Raw genomic sequence first — 18,057 nt, forward strand, 5'->3', positions numbered from 1 at the left:
ATCAGCTATCAGTTACATCTTTTTAGCGATGATGTGTCTAATGGTAAAAAATATTAATTAACTCAAACAGCTTCTAAATTATTTCTTTTTTCTTCCAGTAAGCCCAGATTATAGTACGCTTTTTTCTCGCCGTATTGGTGACGGATTTGGATGCTGAGAGTCAGCGCTTCATTAAACGAAGCTTCGGCCATCTCAAATTTCCGCTGATCCAGTTGCACCAATCCCAGGCTGTTTTTGATATTGGCTATCTGCCGCTGATCCTTTAGTTTGGTAAATACTGTTAATGATTCATCGTACAACTGAATTGCTTCAGCCGATTGACCGCTGGCATAAAGCGAGGTGGCGATCTCTTTGTTAACAATCGCCATGTTCAGGGTGTCTTTCAATGACTGAAAGATCAGTTTGGATTTGTAATACGTAGCAAGGGCCTTTTTATCGTAACCGGTCTGGTGGTAGATCCCGGCTTCATAAAACAAAGTGGTGGCCAGGCCTTTCTGGTAATTGCCGGCTATGGCCAGGTTCTCCGCATTAAAGAGGTTATTCAGGGCTTGGGCCACATCAAACCGCTTCTGATCAAAAGCCAACTGGTTGAGGGAGTCTACTTTTTTTCTGTCGGCAGCAAGTACCTTATTATCAGCAGCTTTCAGTTCACCCGTTGTGCTGCCTGTGCATACCGCCAGCAGCAATAGGTATAAGAAGATAGGTCTGGTCACGGGTTTCAGCGAAATAGTAAAAAAGGAAGATAGCATAAATTACTGAAAAACAGCACAGAAAATGCCCTCTTGCGGAGGGCATTTTTATAAGCAAGCAATCGAAAAGAGACTAATTATGCAGGACTTCCCTTGCTATCACGAGCTTCTGTATCTCTGAAGTTCCTTCTCCAATAGTACACAATTTTGCGTCACGATAGTATTTTTCTACCGGAAAATCTTTTGTGTACCCGTATCCACCAAAAACCTGTACGGCTTCATTGGCGGTTTTTACTGCTATCTCACTGGCATAATACTTGGCCATAGCCCCTTCTTTGGTAACTTTTTCACCACGTTGCTTCCGGTCGCAGCATTGCCAGATCAGCAGGTCGGCGGCGGCTATTTCGGTAGCCATATCGGCCAGTTTAAAGCTGATTCCCTGGAAACTGGCAATGGGTTTATCGAACTGATATCTTTCCTGCGAGTACTGCAAAGCCGCTTCATAAGCGCCTTTGGCAATGCCCACAGATAATGCAGCAATGGAGATCCTTCCACCATCCAGTATTTTCATGGCCTGCCGGAAACCATCCCCTACTTCGCCCAAACGGTTGCTATCGGGGATCCGGCAGTTGTCAAAAATCATTTCTGCGGTTTCGCTGGCACGCATACCCAGTTTGTTTTCTTTTTTGCCCGCCGTAAACCCTGGGGTACCACGTTCTACCACAAAACTGGTGGAATTACCGCTGGTGCGGGGTTCACCGGTTCGGCAGATAACCACTGCCACATCGCCGCTTTTGCCATGGGTAATCCAGCTTTTGGTGCCATTCAATACCCAATGATCGCCATCTTTTACCGCGGTCGTTCTCATATTACCCGCATCGCTGCCCGTATTGGGCTCTGTTAAACCCCAGGCACCCAGCCATTCGGCCGTGGCCAGTTTGGGTAACCATTGTTTTTTCTGCGCTTCCGTGCCAAAAGAAAGAATATGGTTGGTGCAGAGCGAATTATGCGCCGCTACACTCAAGCCAATAGACCCACATACTTTAGAGATCTCCTGTATAATAGCATTGTATTCAAAATAACCCAGTCCGGCACCGCCATATTCCTGCGGCACCAGCACCCCCATCATACCCAGTTTTCCCATTTCTTTAAAAAGGGCTATGGGAAATACCTGCGCTTCATCCCATTCCATTACATGCGGTTTGATGTGCTGCAGGGCAAATTCACGGGCAGTCTGGGCTACCTGATTGGTTAATTCGTCGGCTTGAAAGTTCATATAAGTATGGTTAAATAGACGGAGGCTGCCAGAAAAACAAGCAATCGTTATCTGGCAACCTCCTGAAAACTAACAAACTACTGTTTGTTAGTTTTCAGCGCAAAAGTAGGGGATTATTTTTCTCCGCCAAATACAATTTATGTTACTCATTTATTTAACATGAAAACTACCTGCTACCCGTACAAAAAGTGTATCGGAAATCAATACCAGTTTTTTCAGATCCGTTATTTGCTGAAAAGGTCCGTATTCTTTTCGATATACCACAATCGCTTTTGCAATAGCTTCCGGTATGCCCGCAATAGTGGTGAGTTGGCTAACCGTTGCCGTATTCAGATCCAGAAAGCGATTACCCAAAACCTTCCCCGGTTCTAACCGCAGCATGGGCTGAATCTGAGTAAAAACCGAATCGCTGATCCCATAGGTTTTCTTCACCTGCTCCAGGCTGGTAAATTCACCTAATTTTTCGCGGTACTTAATTAAACGGCTGGCCAGTACTTTTCCAATACCGGGCAGGGTTTCCCATTCTTCTGCCGTAGCCGTGTTCACATCAATAATCAGTTTTTGTTCCACTAATTTTTTTTCCCTGGCGGGGAGGGGAAAACGGCTTGCATACGCATCATTTGTTTGGGGTTTGATCCTGATATAGGGAACCAAACGATCTGCATCAGTTTTACGTAAACCCCATATTTTCCGGAGATCTTCCGGCAACCTGAACTGCCCGCCTTTGTTGCGGAAATTCACAATAGTATGCACTGTTTTTTCCGGAATACCCAGGCGAAGCCAATCCGCAGGGTGCAATGTATTGGGGTCGAAGAAAAACAGTGAACCGGGAGATTTCACTATTTCGGTTTCTGCCGTTTCTGCATCTGCGTCAGCTGCCATGAACTTTACGTCTTTTCCGGTTTGTGCACTATCCAGATACCGCTGTAATAAACGGGTATCTCTGGGTGGTGCCAGCTCAGGCGAATAAAACAGTGGGGCAACCATTAATCCGGTAATCAATACCAGTAAAACCAATACTGCCGTTCTTTCCTTACGGGTGAATGTGAGATAATTTTTGAGGATCCTTTTCATAACGTAACTTTTTAGGGTAACGTTCGCAAAGGGTTACAGATGAAGGGTCAGGCCATCGTGCGCTAAACGGATATGGCTGGGTAATTCACGGTTCACGTCTTCGTGTTTGCCCAGTTGGTGACTGATATGCGTAAAATATACTTCGGGCACTTCCAGTTCCAGCGCCATCGCAACAGCTTCTGACAAAGTAAAATGAGAGATATGCGATTCTCTGCGCAGCGCGTTCAGCACCAGGATCTTTGATCCGCGGATTTTCTCCTTTTCAGTCTCTTCTATTTTATTCGCATCGGTGATATAGGTAAAATCACCAAAGCGGTAACCGAATACCGGCATCTTATGATGGATCACCGGGATGGGTTTTACTTTGATATCGCCAATGGTAAAAGGATTTTCATCAATGGTGATCATGTCCATTTCCGGCACACCGGGATACTTGGTATCGGTGAATGCGTAGTAAAAATCGCGACGCACTGCTTCCTCTGTGAGAGAGTTGGCATAAATATTCATCGCTTTTTTACTGGTAAAATTATAGGCGCGGATATCATCCAGTCCGGCCATATGATCTTTATGAGGATGTGTATACAAAACCGCATCCAGGTGATCGGTATGGGTGCGCAACATCTGGTAACGGAAATCCGGCGTGGTATCTACCACAAAAGTGGTATGTGCCGATTTCACCAGAATACTGCTCCGTAACCGGTTATCGTTCGGATCGGAAGAAGTGCACACAGCGCATTTACACCCGATCATGGGTACACCCGAACTGGTTCCGGTACCTAAAAATGTTATGGTAAGATGCTGATGGCTCACTGTTCAAAACTAAGCCAAATAGTAGCTACTGCAACAGGTATTAACCGCAAAATCAGGCTTCAGCGGCTGATTTTTTCACCACTTCTTCATAAAGTTTCTGCGATTCGTGGGTGAGCTTATCAAAATCTACCTGCAGCTGCGGGATGATCTCCATGAGGGTATTGATCCTACCCTCAATACTCAGGAATTTATTCAGTACCACAATCTTCCTCGCTTCCAGCAAACACCAGCCACTCTGGAAGGTTCCGCGTTCGTAACGAACCACATAACCGGTTTCTTCGAGGATATTGCCTAATTTATCTAAGGTGGTTTGCGTATACTTCATAATGTACATCGTCGATCTTGAATCTTGAAATTTTACCCGGTAAAGGTACGAAACCCTGAACGTGGCATTCGTCCGGTAATTCAGTAGTTATTCACATTATTACTAAGAGCGTCGGGGCCTGGTTAGACACTTTTACTCACCATTTTAATGATTGGCACGATCATCTCTTCCAGGCTGATACCCCCATGCTGGAAGGTATTCCGGTAATAATTCACATAATGATTATAGTTATTGGGATAACAGAGAAAACCGTCTTCTTTGGCAAAAATGAAAGAAGAATTCACATTAGGTACCGGTAAACCCGCTTCTTTGGGATCTTTAAAAGCCAGTACATCCCGCGCTTCAAAATTCAGGTTCCGGCCATGTTTGTAGCGGAGATTGGCGGTGGTCTGTTTATCACCGATCACTTTGTGGGGCGTATTTACCCGCACACTGCCATGGTCGGTTGCCAGCACGATCTTCATTTTTTTATCCGCGATCTTTTTCAAAGCCTGATGCAGCGGACTATGTTCAAACCAGCTGCGGGTAATACTGCGGTAACTGGCTTCATCGCTGGCGAGCTCTTTCAGCACTTCCATTTCGGTTCGTGCATGACTGAGCATATCCACAAAATTATACACGATAATATTGAGATCATTCTCCAGCAGGTTGTGGATATTGCTGACCAGTTGCTGTCCATCCTGGTGATTCACAATCTTGTTATAACTGAAGCGGATATCATCTTTCTTTAATCTTTTCAGCTGTGCCTTGAAGAACTCTTCTTCGAACAGGTTTTTCCCGCCTTCATCATCGTCGTTTTTCCATTGCTGGGGAAACTGTTTTTCAATCTCTATCGGAAGCAGTCCGGCAAAAATGGCATTGCGGCAGTATTGTGTAGCCGTAGGAAGGATGGAGTAAAAGGTTTCTTCCTCGAGTATCCGGAAACTTTCTGCAAAAATGGGCTGGATGGCTTTCCACTGGTCGTAACGCAGGTTATCGATGAGGATAAAAAAAACAGGCACCCCTTTTTCCATGTGTGGCAATACCTTGAACTGGAACAGATGATTACTCATGATGGGTGCCGAAAAACTTTTCGGATCCAGCCAGGAAGTATAATTCTTGCTGATGAACTTGCAGAACTCTGTATTGGCCTCCTGTTTCTGTGTATAGAAAACCTCACGCATTTCCGGACTATCGCTTTTCTCCATTTCCAGCTCCCAGTAAACCAGTTTTTTATACAGTTCCATCCACTCGTTATAATCAGGATTGTTGTTCAGCGCCATAAACAGTTCGCGGAACTGCTGCTGGTAAGCGGTGGTTGTTTTTTCGGCCACCAGTCGTTTGTTATCAATTATCTTTTTCAGTGATAACAATACCTGATTGGGGTTTACAGGTTTGATGAGATAATCGGTGATCTGGCTGCCGATAGCATCGTCCATCAGGTTCTCCGTTTCATTTTTGGTAATGAGTACAACGGGGATCTGCGCATTGGCTTCTTTGATGCGGGCCAGGGTTTCCAGTCCGGTAATACCCGGCATGGTCTCATCCATCAGCACCACATCTACAGGTTCTGTTTTCAGGTATTCAATGGCGTCGAAACCATTGGTAAAAGTGACTACTTCATACCCTTTGCCTTCGAGAAACAGCTTCTGCGACTGCAGGCTTTCGATCTCATCATCTACCCATACGATTTTTGCTACGGCCATGTGTTAGTCTGGAGTTTGGAGTTTGGAGTCTGGAGTTATCGGTACAGACGCAAACTTTCATTAAAAATAAGGAACATGGGTAGAAATGGCGGCGATAGGGGAATAGTTTATAGCAATGGCTGTTAAAATATTGCGGTAAATCTATTTCATTCCGGCTATCGGAATTCTTATTTGTACTTTTGCCTTCCCGCAGGGGAACGATTTAACAATTCAACAACAGGCATGACGCCCATCAAAAGAAAGATCATCAACGACCCCGTATATGGTTTTATCACGATCAACCATCCGTTGATCTTTTCCATCATATCCCACCCCTATTACCAACGCCTTCGCCGTATACAACAGATGGCCATGGCGCAGCTGGTATATCCAGGGGCGGTGCATACCCGCTTACATCATTCACTCGGTGCCTATCATTTAATGAGCAATGCGGTGATGGAACTGCGCAGCAAAGGTGTTGAGATCACAGCAGAAGAAGAGATCGCGGTTAAAGCAGCCATCCTGCTGCACGATATAGGGCATGGACCTTTTTCGCATGCGCTGGAACAGGTTTTGGTAAAAGGTGTACACCATGAGCAGCTTTCGCTGCAGATCATGCACAAGATGAATGCGGAACTGGGCGGACAGCTAACACTGGCCATACAGATCTTCACCGATCAGTACCACAAACCCTTTTTACACCAGCTGATCAGTGGACAACTGGATGTAGACCGTATGGATTATCTCAGCCGCGACAGTTTTTATTCCGGTGTAAGTGAAGGAGTAATCGGCTATGACAGGATACTGAAGATGCTGGTGGTACATGAAGGACAATTATTGGTAGAAGAAAAAGGCATTTACAGCGTGGAGAAATTCCTGGTGGCCCGGCGGCAGATGTACTGGCAGGTGTACCTCCACAAAACCGTATTGGCAGCAGAAAAAATGCTGGTCAAGATTCTGGAGAGAGTGAGGGAAATTTATACCGCGGCTGATGAGCCACTGGTAACACTTTCCGCACTGGATTTTTTTCTGGGGAGTTTTGACGGGGAGATGAATGATGCTGCCCTGGAAAAATTCTGTTCCATAGACGACCATGATGTGATGCATGCGGTAAAACGCTGGAGCCATCATCCCGATAAAATTCTTTCCCTGCTTTGCCGCCGTTTCCTGAACCGGGAACTGTATAAGGCAAGGATTCAGTCGGAGCCTTTTGACCCGGCCTATATGGCTGAAAAAAAAGCCGCTGCCGCCCGGCAGTTTGGCATAGAGAATGCTGATATACACTATCTGTGTTTTAACGGAGAAGCGTCCAATACCCTTTACCAGACCAGGGATGAAAGGATCAATATCCTGTTTAAAGATGGCTCTGTAAAAGATATTTCACAGATAGACAATGCATTAATCCACCAAAACCTTTCCTCGCCGGTTAAAAAATTTTACATTTGTTTATTGACATAGTCGCACCCCCGGGTTCAGCCACTACGATTCATGCATCAAAACCGCACATTATGCAATTTACTGCTGCACAAATCGCCATGCTGGTTAATGGCCAACTGGAAGGCAACGCTGCTGCCGCAGTATCTTCATTTGGCAAGATAGAAGAAGCCACTGAGGGACAATTATCCTTTCTGGCCAATCCCAAATACGAGGAACATCTCTACCAGACCAAGGCATCTATTGTGATTATCAACGCTTCTTTGGAGTTAAAAAATCCCGTAACCGCCACGCTGATCCGTGTACCGGATGCTTATACTGCTTTTGCTACTTTACTGGCCAAATACCAGGAACTGAAAACGCAGCAGCTGACGGGTATACAGCAACCCAGTTATATAGCCAGTACCGCTACACTGGGAGAAAATGTATTTGTGGGCGCTTTTGTATACATAGGCGAGAACGTAAGGATCGGAAACAATGTAAAGCTGTTCCCGGGTGTGGTTTTGGGCGATAATGTAAACATCGGAGATAACAGCATCCTGCATGCAGGCGTAAAAATATATGTGGATTGTCTGGTGGGCAAACAGGTAACCATTCATGCGGGCACCGTAGTAGGCAGCGATGGCTTTGGGTATGCCCCCCAACCGGATGGCACTTACCAGAAAGTACCGCAGATTGGTAATGTGGTGATTGAGGATATGGTGGAGATCGGTGCCAATACCACCATCGACAGGGCTACCATGGGTTCTACCATCATCCGCAAAGGGGTGAAAATGGATAACCTGATACAGATAGCACATAATGTTGAAATAGGTACCGATACCGTGATTGCGGCCCAGACCGGAATCAGCGGTAGTACCAAGGTGGGCAGGAATGTGATGTTTGGCGGACAGGTAGGTACCGCGGGCCATATCAGCATTGCAGATGGTAGCCGTATCAATGGACAGACCGGCGTAAATAAGTCTATCAAAGAACCTAACAAAGCTTTTAACGGCACCCCGGCACTGGAGTTTTCGCAGTCGCTTCGTCTCCAGATCATGACCAAAAACCTCCCCGAACTGGAAAAAAGGGTTAAGGATTTGGAAAAAATGGTAGAACAGTTGCTTTCTGAGCGGGTAAATGCCTGACAAAAGCCATTAAACCAGCCTGAAATCTTATTTTCGCTTACTATTTTTTACCAGCTAACCCGTTGAACCGGTAATTAGCCGGTTACCTATAAACAAGTACCTAAGAATGGATAGCAATTTCAATCCCGACAAACAACATACCCTCAGTAACCCTATCAGCATCAGTGGCACCGGCTTACATACCGGTGTTTTGGTTGATATGACCCTACGTCCCGCTAATCCGGGTTTTGGTATCCAGTTTCAAAGGGTGGATCTTCCCCAGCAGCCGATCATTAAAGCTGACTGCGACCTGGTAACCGATACCAGCCGCGGAACCACTTTACAGGTGGGCGATGCCAAAGTAAGTACCGTAGAACATGTATTGGCTGCCCTGGTAGGCATGGGGGTAGATAATGTATTGATAGAACTGAACGGACCCGAGATCCCGATCATGGATGGCAGCTCCGCTCCTTTTATTACGCTGATACAGGAATCGGGGGTAACCGAACAGGAAGCTACCAAAGCCTGGTACAGCATAGATGAAAATATTTACCATTACGACGAAGCCAAACGTGTTGAAATGGTGGCCCTCCCTTCGATGGATTACCAGATCACTACCCTGATCGATTTCAATAGTCCGGTGCTCGGTACACAACATGCCGGTTTGAAGACCATCAAAGATTTTCAGACCGAGATAGCACCTTGCCGCACATTCTGCTTTTTGCATGAGCTGGAGGCTTTGCTCGATAATGACCTTATTAAAGGTGGCGATATCAATAACGCCATTGTGGTGGTAGATAAACCCGTAACCGATTCGGAAATGAGCCGGTTAGCCAAAGTTTTTAAAAGAGATAAGATTGAGGTAAAAAGCGAAGGGTACCTCAATAACCTGGAGCTCCGTTTCCCTAACGAACCGGCCCGTCATAAATTACTGGATGTGGTAGGCGACCTGGCCCTGATTGGTTATCCGATCAAAGCAAGGATCATTGCCAACCGCCCCGGGCACAGCACCAATGTAGAGTTTGCCAAAAAGATCAAACAATACATCAAAAAGAACCGGCATGTAAAAGATGTACCTGTATACGATCCGGCCATGCCCCCGGTTTTTACGCTGGAGAAAATTGAAAAAACCTTACCGCACAGGCATCCTTTTCTGCTGGTAGATAAGATCATTGAACTCACTGACACCTATATTGTAGGGATCAAAAATGTTACATTCAATGAATGGTTTTTCCCCGGCCACTTCCCCGGTAACCCGGTAATGCCCGGTGTACTACAGATAGAGGCTTTGGCGCAAACAGGCGGAATCCTTTGCATCAACTCTATGCCGGAAGGAACCTATGACACTTATTTTCTGAAGATCGATAACTGTAAGTTCAAACAGATGGTTCGCCCGGGCGATACAATGGTATTGAAGATGGAATTCACCGGACCGATCCGCCGAGGCATTTGTGAAATGCGAGGAACCGTATACGTAGGTGGGAAAGTAGCCACCGAAGCGGATCTGGTAGCACAGGTAGTAAAAAGACAGGCGTAGCAATAGTGAATGGTGAATGGTCAATTCGCTATTGACTATTCACCATTCACCATAATATCATACAAACCCATACATAGCACAATGACGCATCCTTATACATATATCGACCCCAATGCAAGGGTGGCCCCCAATGTAAAGATCGATCCGTTTACGGTGATACATGGTGATGTACAGATCGGTGAAGGCACCTGGATAGGGAGTAATGTAACCATCATGGATGGTACACGCATTGGCAAAAACTGCCGGGTATTTCCCGGTGCTGTATTGGGTGCCATTCCGCAGGACCTGAAATTCAGTGGCGAAAGAACCACTGTTGAGATCGGAGACAATACCACCATCCGCGAATTTGTAACCGTAAACCGCGGTACAGAAGACAGGGGCAAAACCAAAGTGGGTGATAACTGCCTCATTATGGCATATAGTCATATTGCGCACGACTGTGTGATCGGCAATAATTGTATTTTAAGCAACAGTGTTCAGGTAGCAGGACATGTAACCATGGGCGATTTTGCGGTGGTAGGGGGCGTAAGTGCCGTACACCAGTTTGTGAATATTGGTCAGCACAGTTTTGTAGCAGGTGGAAGCCTGGTGAGTAAAGATGTGCCTCCCTATATCAAAGCCGTACGTAACCCATTGAGTTATGGTGGTGTAAATAGTGTAGGTTTAAAAAGAAGGGGATTCCCCCTCCAGCAGATCAACGGGATCCTGGATGTGTACCGTACCATTTATAACAAAGGCTTCAACACTTCGCAGGCGCTGGAATTTATCGAGGAAGAATTACCTGCTTCGGATGAGCGCGATGAAATTGTAACCTTTATCCGCGAAAGTGGCAGAGGTATCATCAAGCGTTTTGTGAAGGGCGCTACGGACGAAGATTAAGCCATGGCTCCGGGATGGAGCTTTTTTTTCTGACCTTACTATTCATGAATAGCACTACTGTTACCCAGGATTCTTTCGTCAACTCTCCGTTAAGAGGGCTGGAAGCAATTCTTCTCACAGATACCGGTAAACGTTTTAACCGCGACTGGATCTTCCGTCATGTACACTATCGTTTTGAAACAGGAAAGTCTTACGCCATTACCGGACCCAATGGAAGTGGCAAAAGTACTTTGTTACAGGCCATTGCCGGAAGCCTGCACCTGAGTGAAGGGAGGCTGGCTTACGAAACCGCGAACGGCGATACGGATGCGATTGAAGCAGAAAATTTTTACCGGTATATTTCTATTGCCGCACCTTATCTGGAACTGATAGAAGAAATGACAGCAAAGGAATTTCTGTTGTTTCACAGCCGGTTCAAAGCATTGAATCAATCGGTTAGCATAGAACAGATCCTGGAAGAGATCGGTTTGCACAAAGCCATGGATAAACAGATCCGTTACTTCAGCAGCGGTATGAAACAAAGGATCAAACTGGCGCAGGCCATTTTCTCCCATGTTCCGGTATTACTGCTGGATGAACCCTGTACCAACCTCGACAAACCCGGTTATAACCTCTACCATACCCTGATTGATAAATACTGCCAGGGCAAACTGATTGTGGTCAGCAGTAATGATCCCAATGAAATGGATTTTTGTACAGAGAAGATCAGTATATTGGATTATAAATAAGCTTTCTGCTTCTTACACCTAAGTAAATGACTGAATAGTTGTAATCACTACCGTTTGGAAAAATAGTAGTACTCCCCCCGGCTACTATCAGAAACATCTGAAAACCTGTAAGAAAATAATCCTGATTGCGACTATTAAAAGCAGTCACCAGAAATTACAACACAACGCAATGATACGTACCACCCTTCTCTTTAATGAAGAAGAACTGGAATTTACGCTGCACAACGCTACCGTGATCCACGCTGATAAATATTCCGAAACAAGCGGCGGCTGGGGTAATGCCCCTGTTCGCTCGCATCTCTACACCGACCTGGTGTTTAGAAGCAGTGACACAAACGAAGACTGGCCGGTTACCATAGACGGGCGCAACCTATCTGTTTATAACGGACAGAAAGTAATGGTCATGGGATTGCAGGGGCGTATCATTGGTTATGTAGATAAACAATCGAAAAAATATTACTATACCCGGGACGAATTCAGTTCATTTGTAAAAGCGAGGATGCCTGTTTATTATATCTGGATCATCGGCATTATCGGAGCAATGGCTGTTTTCATATTTACGACTGAGGAATCTGATGTTAGGTTACTTTATGCATTAATCCCCTTTGGTGTGGCATGGCTGACCGCTATCATCCAGAAACAGGTAATCAGTAACCGGATCATGCAATTAATAGATACTTATCTTAGAGAAGAATAACCAAACAGATTCCTGTGAACCGAATTGATCGTGTAACTGCTATTCTGATCCAGTTGCAATCCAAAAGAGTGGTAAAAGCGCAGGAGATCGCCGACCGTTTCGGGATCAGTCTGCGCACAGTGTACCGCGACGTAAAAACACTGGAAGAAGCGGGTATCCCTGTAATTGGAGAAGCGGGTGTTGGTTATTCGATCATGGAAGGCTACCGGTTACCGCCCGTGATGTTTACGCAGGAGGAAGCCACCGCCTTGCTGACGGCGGAGAAGCTGGTGGAAAAACTAACCGATACATCTACCCGCGAAGTATACCAGGCCGCCATGTTCAAGATCAAATCGGTATTGCGCTTAACCGAGCGCGATCATATCGAAAATCTGGAACAACATATTGAAGTGATCAACAGCCCTAATTTCTCAGGGCCGCAAACTGACACAGCTTACCTGCAACAGATCCTGAAAGCCATTGCCGCAAAGGCTGTGATCAATATCGATTATTTTGCGGAACATTCGCAGGAAAAAACCAACCGGAACGTTGAGTCGGTGGGCATTTTTTTTATGGGCAGGTACTGGTACCTGATCGGCTGGTGTTGTTTGCGGAACGATTACCGTACATTCCGCGTAGATCATATCAGGTATCTTTCCGTTACGGCTATTCGTTTTGATAAAACCCATCCTTCTTTACAAAGTTTTTTATCGAAGATTTCCAAAGAAAAAGAACTGTTCACCGTTGTGATCCGGATAGAAAAATCTGTGATCGGGTACCTGGGTGAGCAGAAATACTATAACGGTTATGTATCGCAGAAAGACCTGGGTGACCAGGTAGAAATGACCTTTCTAACCCGCTCGCTCGAAGGTTTTGCCCGATGGTACCTGCTGTTGGGAGAGTGGGCCACCATCCTATCGCCGAAAGAACTTCCGGGCATCGTAGAAAAAAATCTGCTGGCCGTTCAAAAAAAATTATCAGGAACCGAATAACTGCTGACATAGGGTTGACACTACCCCATGGTTACTTTGTTGTCTAAACAAATCAACCTTATGTCACAGATTCAACAATTCCGGAAAGAGCTGGAAAACGAAGCCGTTATTACCCGTAAAATGCTGTCGATCGTACCCAACGACAAGTACGATTGGAAACCCCATCCCAAAAGCATGCCCATCAGTCAGTTAACTACGCATATTGCGGAGTTACCTACCTGGATAGGCATGGTACTCAACACCGCTGAACTGGATTTTGCCGTAAATGCATACAACCCCAAAAAGATCAGCGATACCAACACCCTCGTGGATTATTTCGAAACCTGTCTGAAAGATGGTCGGGAGGCATTGGCCGCTGGCAAAGAAGAAACCCTGGCCGAGAACTGGACCCTGCGTAACGGAGAGCAGATCTATAGTACCGATCCTAAACTGGATGTGATCCGTATGGTGTTTAACCAGATCACCCATCACCGTGCACAATTGGGTGTGTACCTGCGTTTGCTAAACATCCCTATTCCGGGAAGTTATGGACCCAGTGCAGATGAAATGAACTTCTGATCAATACACCAAGGGCCGAAACGGTTTGTTTCGGCCCTTGGTTATGCAACGTAATTCGGTATTTATCTTCTGCTGGCGATCAACAGATTCAGGTCGGTATACTTCAGGTCAAAGCGTTGGCTGATATAAAAATCGGTGAGGGCTCCTTTAAACATGTAAATGCCTTCGCGCAGATTGAATTTGTGCCATACCATTTCTTCCAGTCCACCCTCATCACTGATATCCAGGATCAGCGGCATCAGCACATTACTGATAGCCTGGCTGGCTGTGCGGGCAAAACCACTGGGTATATTAGGTACGCAATAGTGGATCACATCATATTTCAGGAAAGTAGGATCTTCATAACTGGTAAGTTCACTCGTTTCAAAACATCCTCCCCTGTCTATTGCCACGTCAATAATAATGCTGCCCGGCCGCATGGCTGCCACCATATCTTCGGTAACTACTACCGGTGCGCGCCCGTATTCATTACTCAAAGCACCTACGGCCACTTCGCAACTCTTTAACTGTTTGGCAAGGATGCGGGGCTCCAGCACACTTGTCCAGATGCGTTGCCCTAAATTATTCTGCAGTTGTTTTAACCGGTACACATTGCTGTCGAACACTTTTACCGAAGCCCCCAGTGCCAATGCATTCCGCGTAGCAAATTCGCCCACAATACCGGCACCGATGATCACTACTTTGGTAGGTGGAATGCCGCTGATACCACCGAGCAGCACACCTTTCCCTTTATTAAAACTACTGAGGTATTGCCCGGCAATCAGCATCACCGCGCTACCGGCAATCTCGCTCATACTTCTTACAATGGGATAAGTACCGCTATCATCTTTAAAATTCTCAAAACTCAAAGCGGTGATCCGCTTTTCCATCATTTTCTCAATATATTCCTTCTTCAGTGCAGAAAGATGTATGGGTGAGATGATGGTTTGGTTCATCTGCAGTAGCGGCATATCTTCTTCTACCGGCGGAGCACTTTTTACCAGGATCGGACATTTAAAGATCTCCGCTCTTTCGTACACAATACGTGCACCGGCTTCTGCATAGTCTTTATCAGAAAAATGACTGGCTTCGCCCGCTTTGTGTTCTACCACTACCTGGTTACCATTGGCTACCAGTACGCCTACAGCATCGGGTGTTAGCGCAATCCGGTTCTCCTGAAAAGCAATCTCTTTCGGGATGCCGATATGCAGTTTTTCGCCCTTGGGCTTTACATCCAGTACTTCCTCCAGTGTTTCGTAGGTAAAAGAGGTACTGATAGAAGGTTTGGTAGCCATAGCAGGTATAGGTTGATAATTTAAAATTAATTGATTTAAATGAGTATGGGGGAGAAGAGTATGGAGTTTGGAGTTTGGAGTCTGGAGTTAACTGCCACTCACTACTGACTACTCACTACTGACTACTCACTACCCACCTCCCCCGTAAACAGCCGGCGGGTCTGGGGGTCCAGGATTTCCAGGTTGACCCGGAACGTGGTTTCATCCAGCAGCCCGGGGGCATTCTCTGGCCATTCTACCAGGCAGAGGGCACCACTGTGCAAACAGTCCTCTACCCCGGCATTCACGGCTTCTTCTTCGCTTTTCAGGCGGTACCAGTCCATATGGTAAATAGTGCCGGCTACCGGACTGTTGTATTCGTTAATGATCGCAAAAGTAGGGCTGCTGATGGCCGAACTAACGCCCAGTTCCTCGCAAAGTGCATGAATCAAAGTGGTTTTCCCCGTTCCCATGGGTGCATAAAAAGCCCATACTTTTTTATTCTTCCCCTCTTTCCACAAAACTGCCGCCACCTGCCTGATCTGCCCGATCGTAAAGATTGCATCCATGTGGCAAAGATAAAGCAGCAAAAGCAAGAGATTTGAAACCATGCTGTATTTATAATCCTCATTTCGAAATAACCCGGGCCGGGTACTGTTTATCTTTGCAATTATACTAATGGAGGGTCGTTAGCCATAGTAACCCGGCCGGTAACCAACAGGCTTACCGAAAAAACACTACCCATTTTTAATTTTTACTTTTTAATTATAAAAAGCTCCCGTGGAAAAAGTGAACTGGAAAGTAGAAGGTATGAGTTGTACCAATTGTGCCCTAACAATTGATAAATACCTGCAGGCACAAGGTCTTGATCAGGTAAAAGTAAATTTCATCGGTGGCGACGTCAGTTTTGAAATAGAAGCAGGCAAACCCAAACAGGACATTGCCAAAGGTATTGAAGGACTGGGTTACCATGTGATCACAGGCGATAAATCGGATCAGCCCAAAAACAAACGGATCTTCAAAAACCATTTTCAGCGTTTCCTCTTCTGTTTTGTTTTTACGGCTCCCTTAATGCTACACATGATCCCGGGCCTGCATATTCATTTCCTGATGAATCCCTATGTGCAGATCGCGCTTACCTTACCCGTATTTATGGTGGGTATGGATTTTTTCGGCCGCAGTGCCATTAAGAGCGTGCTGAAAGGCATTCCCAACATGAATGTGCTGATTGCACTGGGCGCCGTTGCTGCCTTCGGTTATAGCTTGTACGGAACCCTGATTGGCGAAGCGGAGCAGTACCTGTTTTACGAAACCACCGCTACTATTCTTACCCTGGTATTCCTCGGCAACTGGATGGAAGATAAATCCGTAGAAACCACCCAGGCCGCCCTGCGCAAACTGGCCGTAAGCCAGAAAGTGATGGCCAATATGATCGCCTACGACGACCAGCACAACGAACATGTATTTCCTGTGGAAAGCAGCAGTTTAAAAGTGGGCGATATACTACTGATCAAAAACGGCGAAACCGTTCCTATGGACTGTAAAGTACTCTGGGGCGAAGCCAGTGTGAATGAGGCCATCATCAGTGGCGAAAGTGCACCGGTAGAAAAAAAGATGAATGACAAACTCATTGGCGGCAGTGTACTGGAGAGGGGCACCGTAAAAACCTATGTAACAGCAGTGGGAGAAGATACGGTGCTGGCCAATATCCTGAAAATGGTAAAAGAAGCGCAGACAGAAAAACCACCCGTTCAGCAGTTAGCCGATAAAATCAGTGCCATTTTTGTACCGGTTGTCATCAGCATTGCACTGGTAACTTTTCTGGCTAACTATTTCATCGGTGATCAATCCTTCAGCAATAGTTTGCTGAGATCCATTGCCGTACTGGTGATCTCCTGTCCCTGCGCCATGGGACTGGCCACACCTGCTGCCATTGCCGTAGGACTGGGCCGTGCTGCCAGAAATGGTGTCTTATTTAAAAACGCCAGAAGCCTCGAAATTTTTAAAAGTATTAAACAGGTAGTATTTGATAAAACAGGAACGCTGACAACCGGACAGTTCAGTATTGCGGGGTTTGCAGTGAGCAGTGAATGGGCAGTAGTGAGTGAAGAAAAAACTGACGACTCACGACTCACGACTCACGACGCATTCAAGCGCATTGCCTACTCGCTCGAGAAATATGCCAGTCACCCCATAGCCAAAGCCATTGCCAAAGAATGGAAAGTAAAAGATGAGATCCGCTGGGAAAAGATCGAAGAGATCAAGGGGATTGGTATGAAGGCAGTTGATAAAGAAGGAAACGAATACCTTGCTGGTTCGTATAAACTCGCTGCCAATGCAACCACAGACAGGCAGCACAATATTTACGTATTAAAAAACGGTCAACTGCTCGGAACCATTGATGTGGTGGATGAAATCAGACCCGAAGCCAAACAAGTAGTTGAAATGTTACACCGCAAAGGCATTAAATCCATCTTACTTAGTGGTGATCAAAAAGAAAAATGTGAACAGGTAGCTGCTGCACTGGGTATTGAAGAAGTATATGCAGAACAGAGTCCTCAGCAAAAGCTGGATAAAATTGCAGAACTGAACCAACAGATGCCCACGGCCATGGTGGGTGATGGAATCAACGATGCACCGGCATTGGCCAAAGCCACCGTGGGCATTTCATTGAGTGATGCTTCGCAGATTGCCATGCAGAGCGCGCAGGTGGTATTGATGAATCATGGACTGAAGCATCTACCCTTATCGCTCGGCTTGGGTAAACACACGTATATCACCATCAAGGAAAACCTATTCTGGGCATTTGCCTACAACATCGTAGCTATCCCCGTAGCGGCATTCGGATTCCTGAATCCTACCTTTGGTGCCTTGATGATGGGTTTGAGTGATGTGGTATTGGCGATCAATTCTGTGAGGTTGAATTTTAAGAAAGTGATTTGACCGTGAATCGTCAGTCGTGAGTCGTGAGTCGTCAGTCGTGAGTAGGGTGAATTAGGGTATAAATACCTAATCTGGGGGTTAGGTAAAAATGTAATTTGAGATAAAACAATTTT

The 18,057-nt window shown here is 45.9% G+C and carries 17 protein-coding genes; 9 read left to right on the forward strand and 8 right to left on the reverse strand.

Translation table 11 applies throughout. The features are described 5' to 3' along the window. Window positions 1-62: 62 nt before the first annotated feature. The 6 genes from AC1RNB_RS16935 to porX form a co-directional block, all read right to left on the reverse strand. A complete protein-coding gene (locus AC1RNB_RS16935; protein ID WP_493084744.1) occupies window positions 63-749 on the reverse strand; it encodes a tetratricopeptide repeat protein in 687 nt (228 codons plus the stop codon). A 73-nt stretch (window positions 750-822) separates the two neighbouring features. Then, entirely contained in the window at window positions 823-1,965 is a 1,143-nt protein-coding gene (locus tag AC1RNB_RS16940; protein WP_493084746.1) for an acyl-CoA dehydrogenase family protein, read from the reverse strand. A 150-nt stretch (window positions 1,966-2,115) separates the two neighbouring features. Beyond that, window positions 2,116-3,039, reverse strand: a complete 924-nt coding sequence (locus tag AC1RNB_RS16945) for a ComEA family DNA-binding protein (protein ID WP_493084748.1) — start codon at window positions 3,037-3,039, stop codon at window positions 2,116-2,118. Between the two features lie 33 nt (window positions 3,040-3,072). Beyond that, entirely contained in the window at window positions 3,073-3,849 is a 777-nt protein-coding gene (locus AC1RNB_RS16950; protein ID WP_493084749.1) for an MBL fold metallo-hydrolase, read from the reverse strand. A 52-nt stretch (window positions 3,850-3,901) separates the two neighbouring features. Continuing rightward, window positions 3,902-4,174, reverse strand: a complete 273-nt coding sequence (locus tag AC1RNB_RS16955) for a hypothetical protein (RefSeq protein WP_493084751.1) — start codon at window positions 4,172-4,174, stop codon at window positions 3,902-3,904. Between the two features lie 122 nt (window positions 4,175-4,296). Beyond that, window positions 4,297-5,859 carry a T9SS response regulator signal transducer PorX gene (gene porX / locus AC1RNB_RS16960; protein ID WP_493084753.1) on the reverse strand — a complete coding sequence of 521 codons (1,563 nt, stop codon included), beginning with the start codon at window positions 5,857-5,859 and terminating at the stop codon, window positions 4,297-4,299. A 222-nt stretch (window positions 5,860-6,081) separates the two neighbouring features. On the opposite strand from porX, the gene AC1RNB_RS16965 reads away from it, so the two are divergent. From AC1RNB_RS16965 to AC1RNB_RS17000, 8 genes are all read left to right on the forward strand, one after another. Continuing rightward, on the forward strand, window positions 6,082-7,296 hold the full coding sequence (locus AC1RNB_RS16965) for an HD domain-containing protein (protein ID WP_493084755.1): 1,215 nt from the start codon (window positions 6,082-6,084) through the stop codon (window positions 7,294-7,296). A 50-nt stretch (window positions 7,297-7,346) separates the two neighbouring features. After that, on the forward strand, window positions 7,347-8,399 hold the full coding sequence (gene lpxD / locus AC1RNB_RS16970) for a UDP-3-O-(3-hydroxymyristoyl)glucosamine N-acyltransferase (protein ID WP_493084757.1): 1,053 nt from the start codon (window positions 7,347-7,349) through the stop codon (window positions 8,397-8,399). A gap of 106 nt (window positions 8,400-8,505) precedes the next feature. After that, window positions 8,506-9,915, forward strand: coding sequence for a bifunctional UDP-3-O-[3-hydroxymyristoyl] N-acetylglucosamine deacetylase/3-hydroxyacyl-ACP dehydratase (locus tag AC1RNB_RS16975; RefSeq protein ID WP_493084759.1), 1,410 nt, complete (start codon window positions 8,506-8,508; stop codon window positions 9,913-9,915). An 81-nt stretch (window positions 9,916-9,996) separates the two neighbouring features. Further along, entirely contained in the window at window positions 9,997-10,794 is a 798-nt protein-coding gene (lpxA, locus tag AC1RNB_RS16980; protein WP_493084761.1) for an acyl-ACP--UDP-N-acetylglucosamine O-acyltransferase, read from the forward strand. A 44-nt stretch (window positions 10,795-10,838) separates the two neighbouring features. Then, entirely contained in the window at window positions 10,839-11,522 is a 684-nt protein-coding gene (locus tag AC1RNB_RS16985) for an ABC transporter ATP-binding protein (RefSeq protein ID WP_493084763.1), read from the forward strand. Window positions 11,523-11,691: 169 nt separating this feature from the next. Further along, window positions 11,692-12,219: a hypothetical protein gene (locus AC1RNB_RS16990; protein ID WP_493084764.1), complete on the forward strand. Its 528-nt coding sequence runs from the start codon at window positions 11,692-11,694 to the stop codon at window positions 12,217-12,219. Window positions 12,220-12,233: 14 nt separating this feature from the next. Continuing rightward, window positions 12,234-13,190 carry a helix-turn-helix transcriptional regulator gene (locus AC1RNB_RS16995; protein WP_493084766.1) on the forward strand — a complete coding sequence of 319 codons (957 nt, stop codon included), beginning with the start codon at window positions 12,234-12,236 and terminating at the stop codon, window positions 13,188-13,190. A gap of 60 nt (window positions 13,191-13,250) precedes the next feature. After that, the gene (locus tag AC1RNB_RS17000; protein ID WP_493084768.1) at window positions 13,251-13,748 is read left to right on the forward strand and encodes a DinB family protein; all 498 of its coding nucleotides are present in this window, start codon (window positions 13,251-13,253) and stop codon (window positions 13,746-13,748) included. Window positions 13,749-13,810: 62 nt separating this feature from the next. Here AC1RNB_RS17000 and AC1RNB_RS17005 read toward each other — a convergent pair whose 3' ends face one another. Then, the gene (locus AC1RNB_RS17005; protein ID WP_493084769.1) at window positions 13,811-15,022 is read right to left on the reverse strand and encodes an alanine dehydrogenase; all 1,212 of its coding nucleotides are present in this window, start codon (window positions 15,020-15,022) and stop codon (window positions 13,811-13,813) included. Window positions 15,023-15,144: 122 nt separating this feature from the next. Beyond that, window positions 15,145-15,570, reverse strand: coding sequence for a tRNA (adenosine(37)-N6)-threonylcarbamoyltransferase complex ATPase subunit type 1 TsaE (tsaE, locus tag AC1RNB_RS17010; RefSeq protein ID WP_493084771.1), 426 nt, complete (start codon window positions 15,568-15,570; stop codon window positions 15,145-15,147). Window positions 15,571-15,781: 211 nt separating this feature from the next. On the opposite strand from tsaE, the gene AC1RNB_RS17015 reads away from it, so the two are divergent. Next, complete coding sequence (locus tag AC1RNB_RS17015) at window positions 15,782-17,944, forward strand: heavy metal translocating P-type ATPase (protein WP_493084773.1); 2,163 nt, start codon at window positions 15,782-15,784, stop codon at window positions 17,942-17,944. Window positions 17,945-18,057: the final 113 nt, after the last annotated feature.

Source organism: Sediminibacterium sp. GW821-FHT12F12 (genome assembly GCF_058806635.1).

What these genes read in the sequence shown, in the direction of transcription:
- AC1RNB_RS16990 (WP_493084764.1), top strand. Translation starts at nt 11,692, where the DNA reads ATGATACGTACCACCCTTCTCTTTAATGAAGAAGAACTGGAATTTACG.
- AC1RNB_RS16975 (WP_493084759.1), top strand. Translation starts at nt 8,506, where the DNA reads ATGGATAGCAATTTCAATCCCGACAAACAACATACCCTCAGTAACCCT.
- AC1RNB_RS16935 (WP_493084744.1), bottom strand. Translation starts at nt 749, where the DNA reads ATGCTATCTTCCTTTTTTACTATTTCGCTGAAACCCGTGACCAGACCT.
- AC1RNB_RS16955 (WP_493084751.1), bottom strand. Translation starts at nt 4,174, where the DNA reads ATGAAGTATACGCAAACCACCTTAGATAAATTAGGCAATATCCTCGAA.
- lpxD (WP_493084757.1), top strand. Translation starts at nt 7,347, where the DNA reads ATGCAATTTACTGCTGCACAAATCGCCATGCTGGTTAATGGCCAACTG.
- AC1RNB_RS16945 (WP_493084748.1), bottom strand. Translation starts at nt 3,039, where the DNA reads ATGAAAAGGATCCTCAAAAATTATCTCACATTCACCCGTAAGGAAAGA.
- AC1RNB_RS17000 (WP_493084768.1), top strand. Translation starts at nt 13,251, where the DNA reads ATGTCACAGATTCAACAATTCCGGAAAGAGCTGGAAAACGAAGCCGTT.
- AC1RNB_RS16940 (WP_493084746.1), bottom strand. Translation starts at nt 1,965, where the DNA reads ATGAACTTTCAAGCCGACGAATTAACCAATCAGGTAGCCCAGACTGCC.
- AC1RNB_RS16965 (WP_493084755.1), top strand. Translation starts at nt 6,082, where the DNA reads ATGACGCCCATCAAAAGAAAGATCATCAACGACCCCGTATATGGTTTT.
- lpxA (WP_493084761.1), top strand. Translation starts at nt 9,997, where the DNA reads ATGACGCATCCTTATACATATATCGACCCCAATGCAAGGGTGGCCCCC.
- AC1RNB_RS17005 (WP_493084769.1), bottom strand. Translation starts at nt 15,022, where the DNA reads ATGGCTACCAAACCTTCTATCAGTACCTCTTTTACCTACGAAACACTG.
- AC1RNB_RS16985 (WP_493084763.1), top strand. Translation starts at nt 10,839, where the DNA reads ATGAATAGCACTACTGTTACCCAGGATTCTTTCGTCAACTCTCCGTTA.
- porX (WP_493084753.1), bottom strand. Translation starts at nt 5,859, where the DNA reads ATGGCCGTAGCAAAAATCGTATGGGTAGATGATGAGATCGAAAGCCTG.
- tsaE (WP_493084771.1), bottom strand. Translation starts at nt 15,570, where the DNA reads ATGGATGCAATCTTTACGATCGGGCAGATCAGGCAGGTGGCGGCAGTT.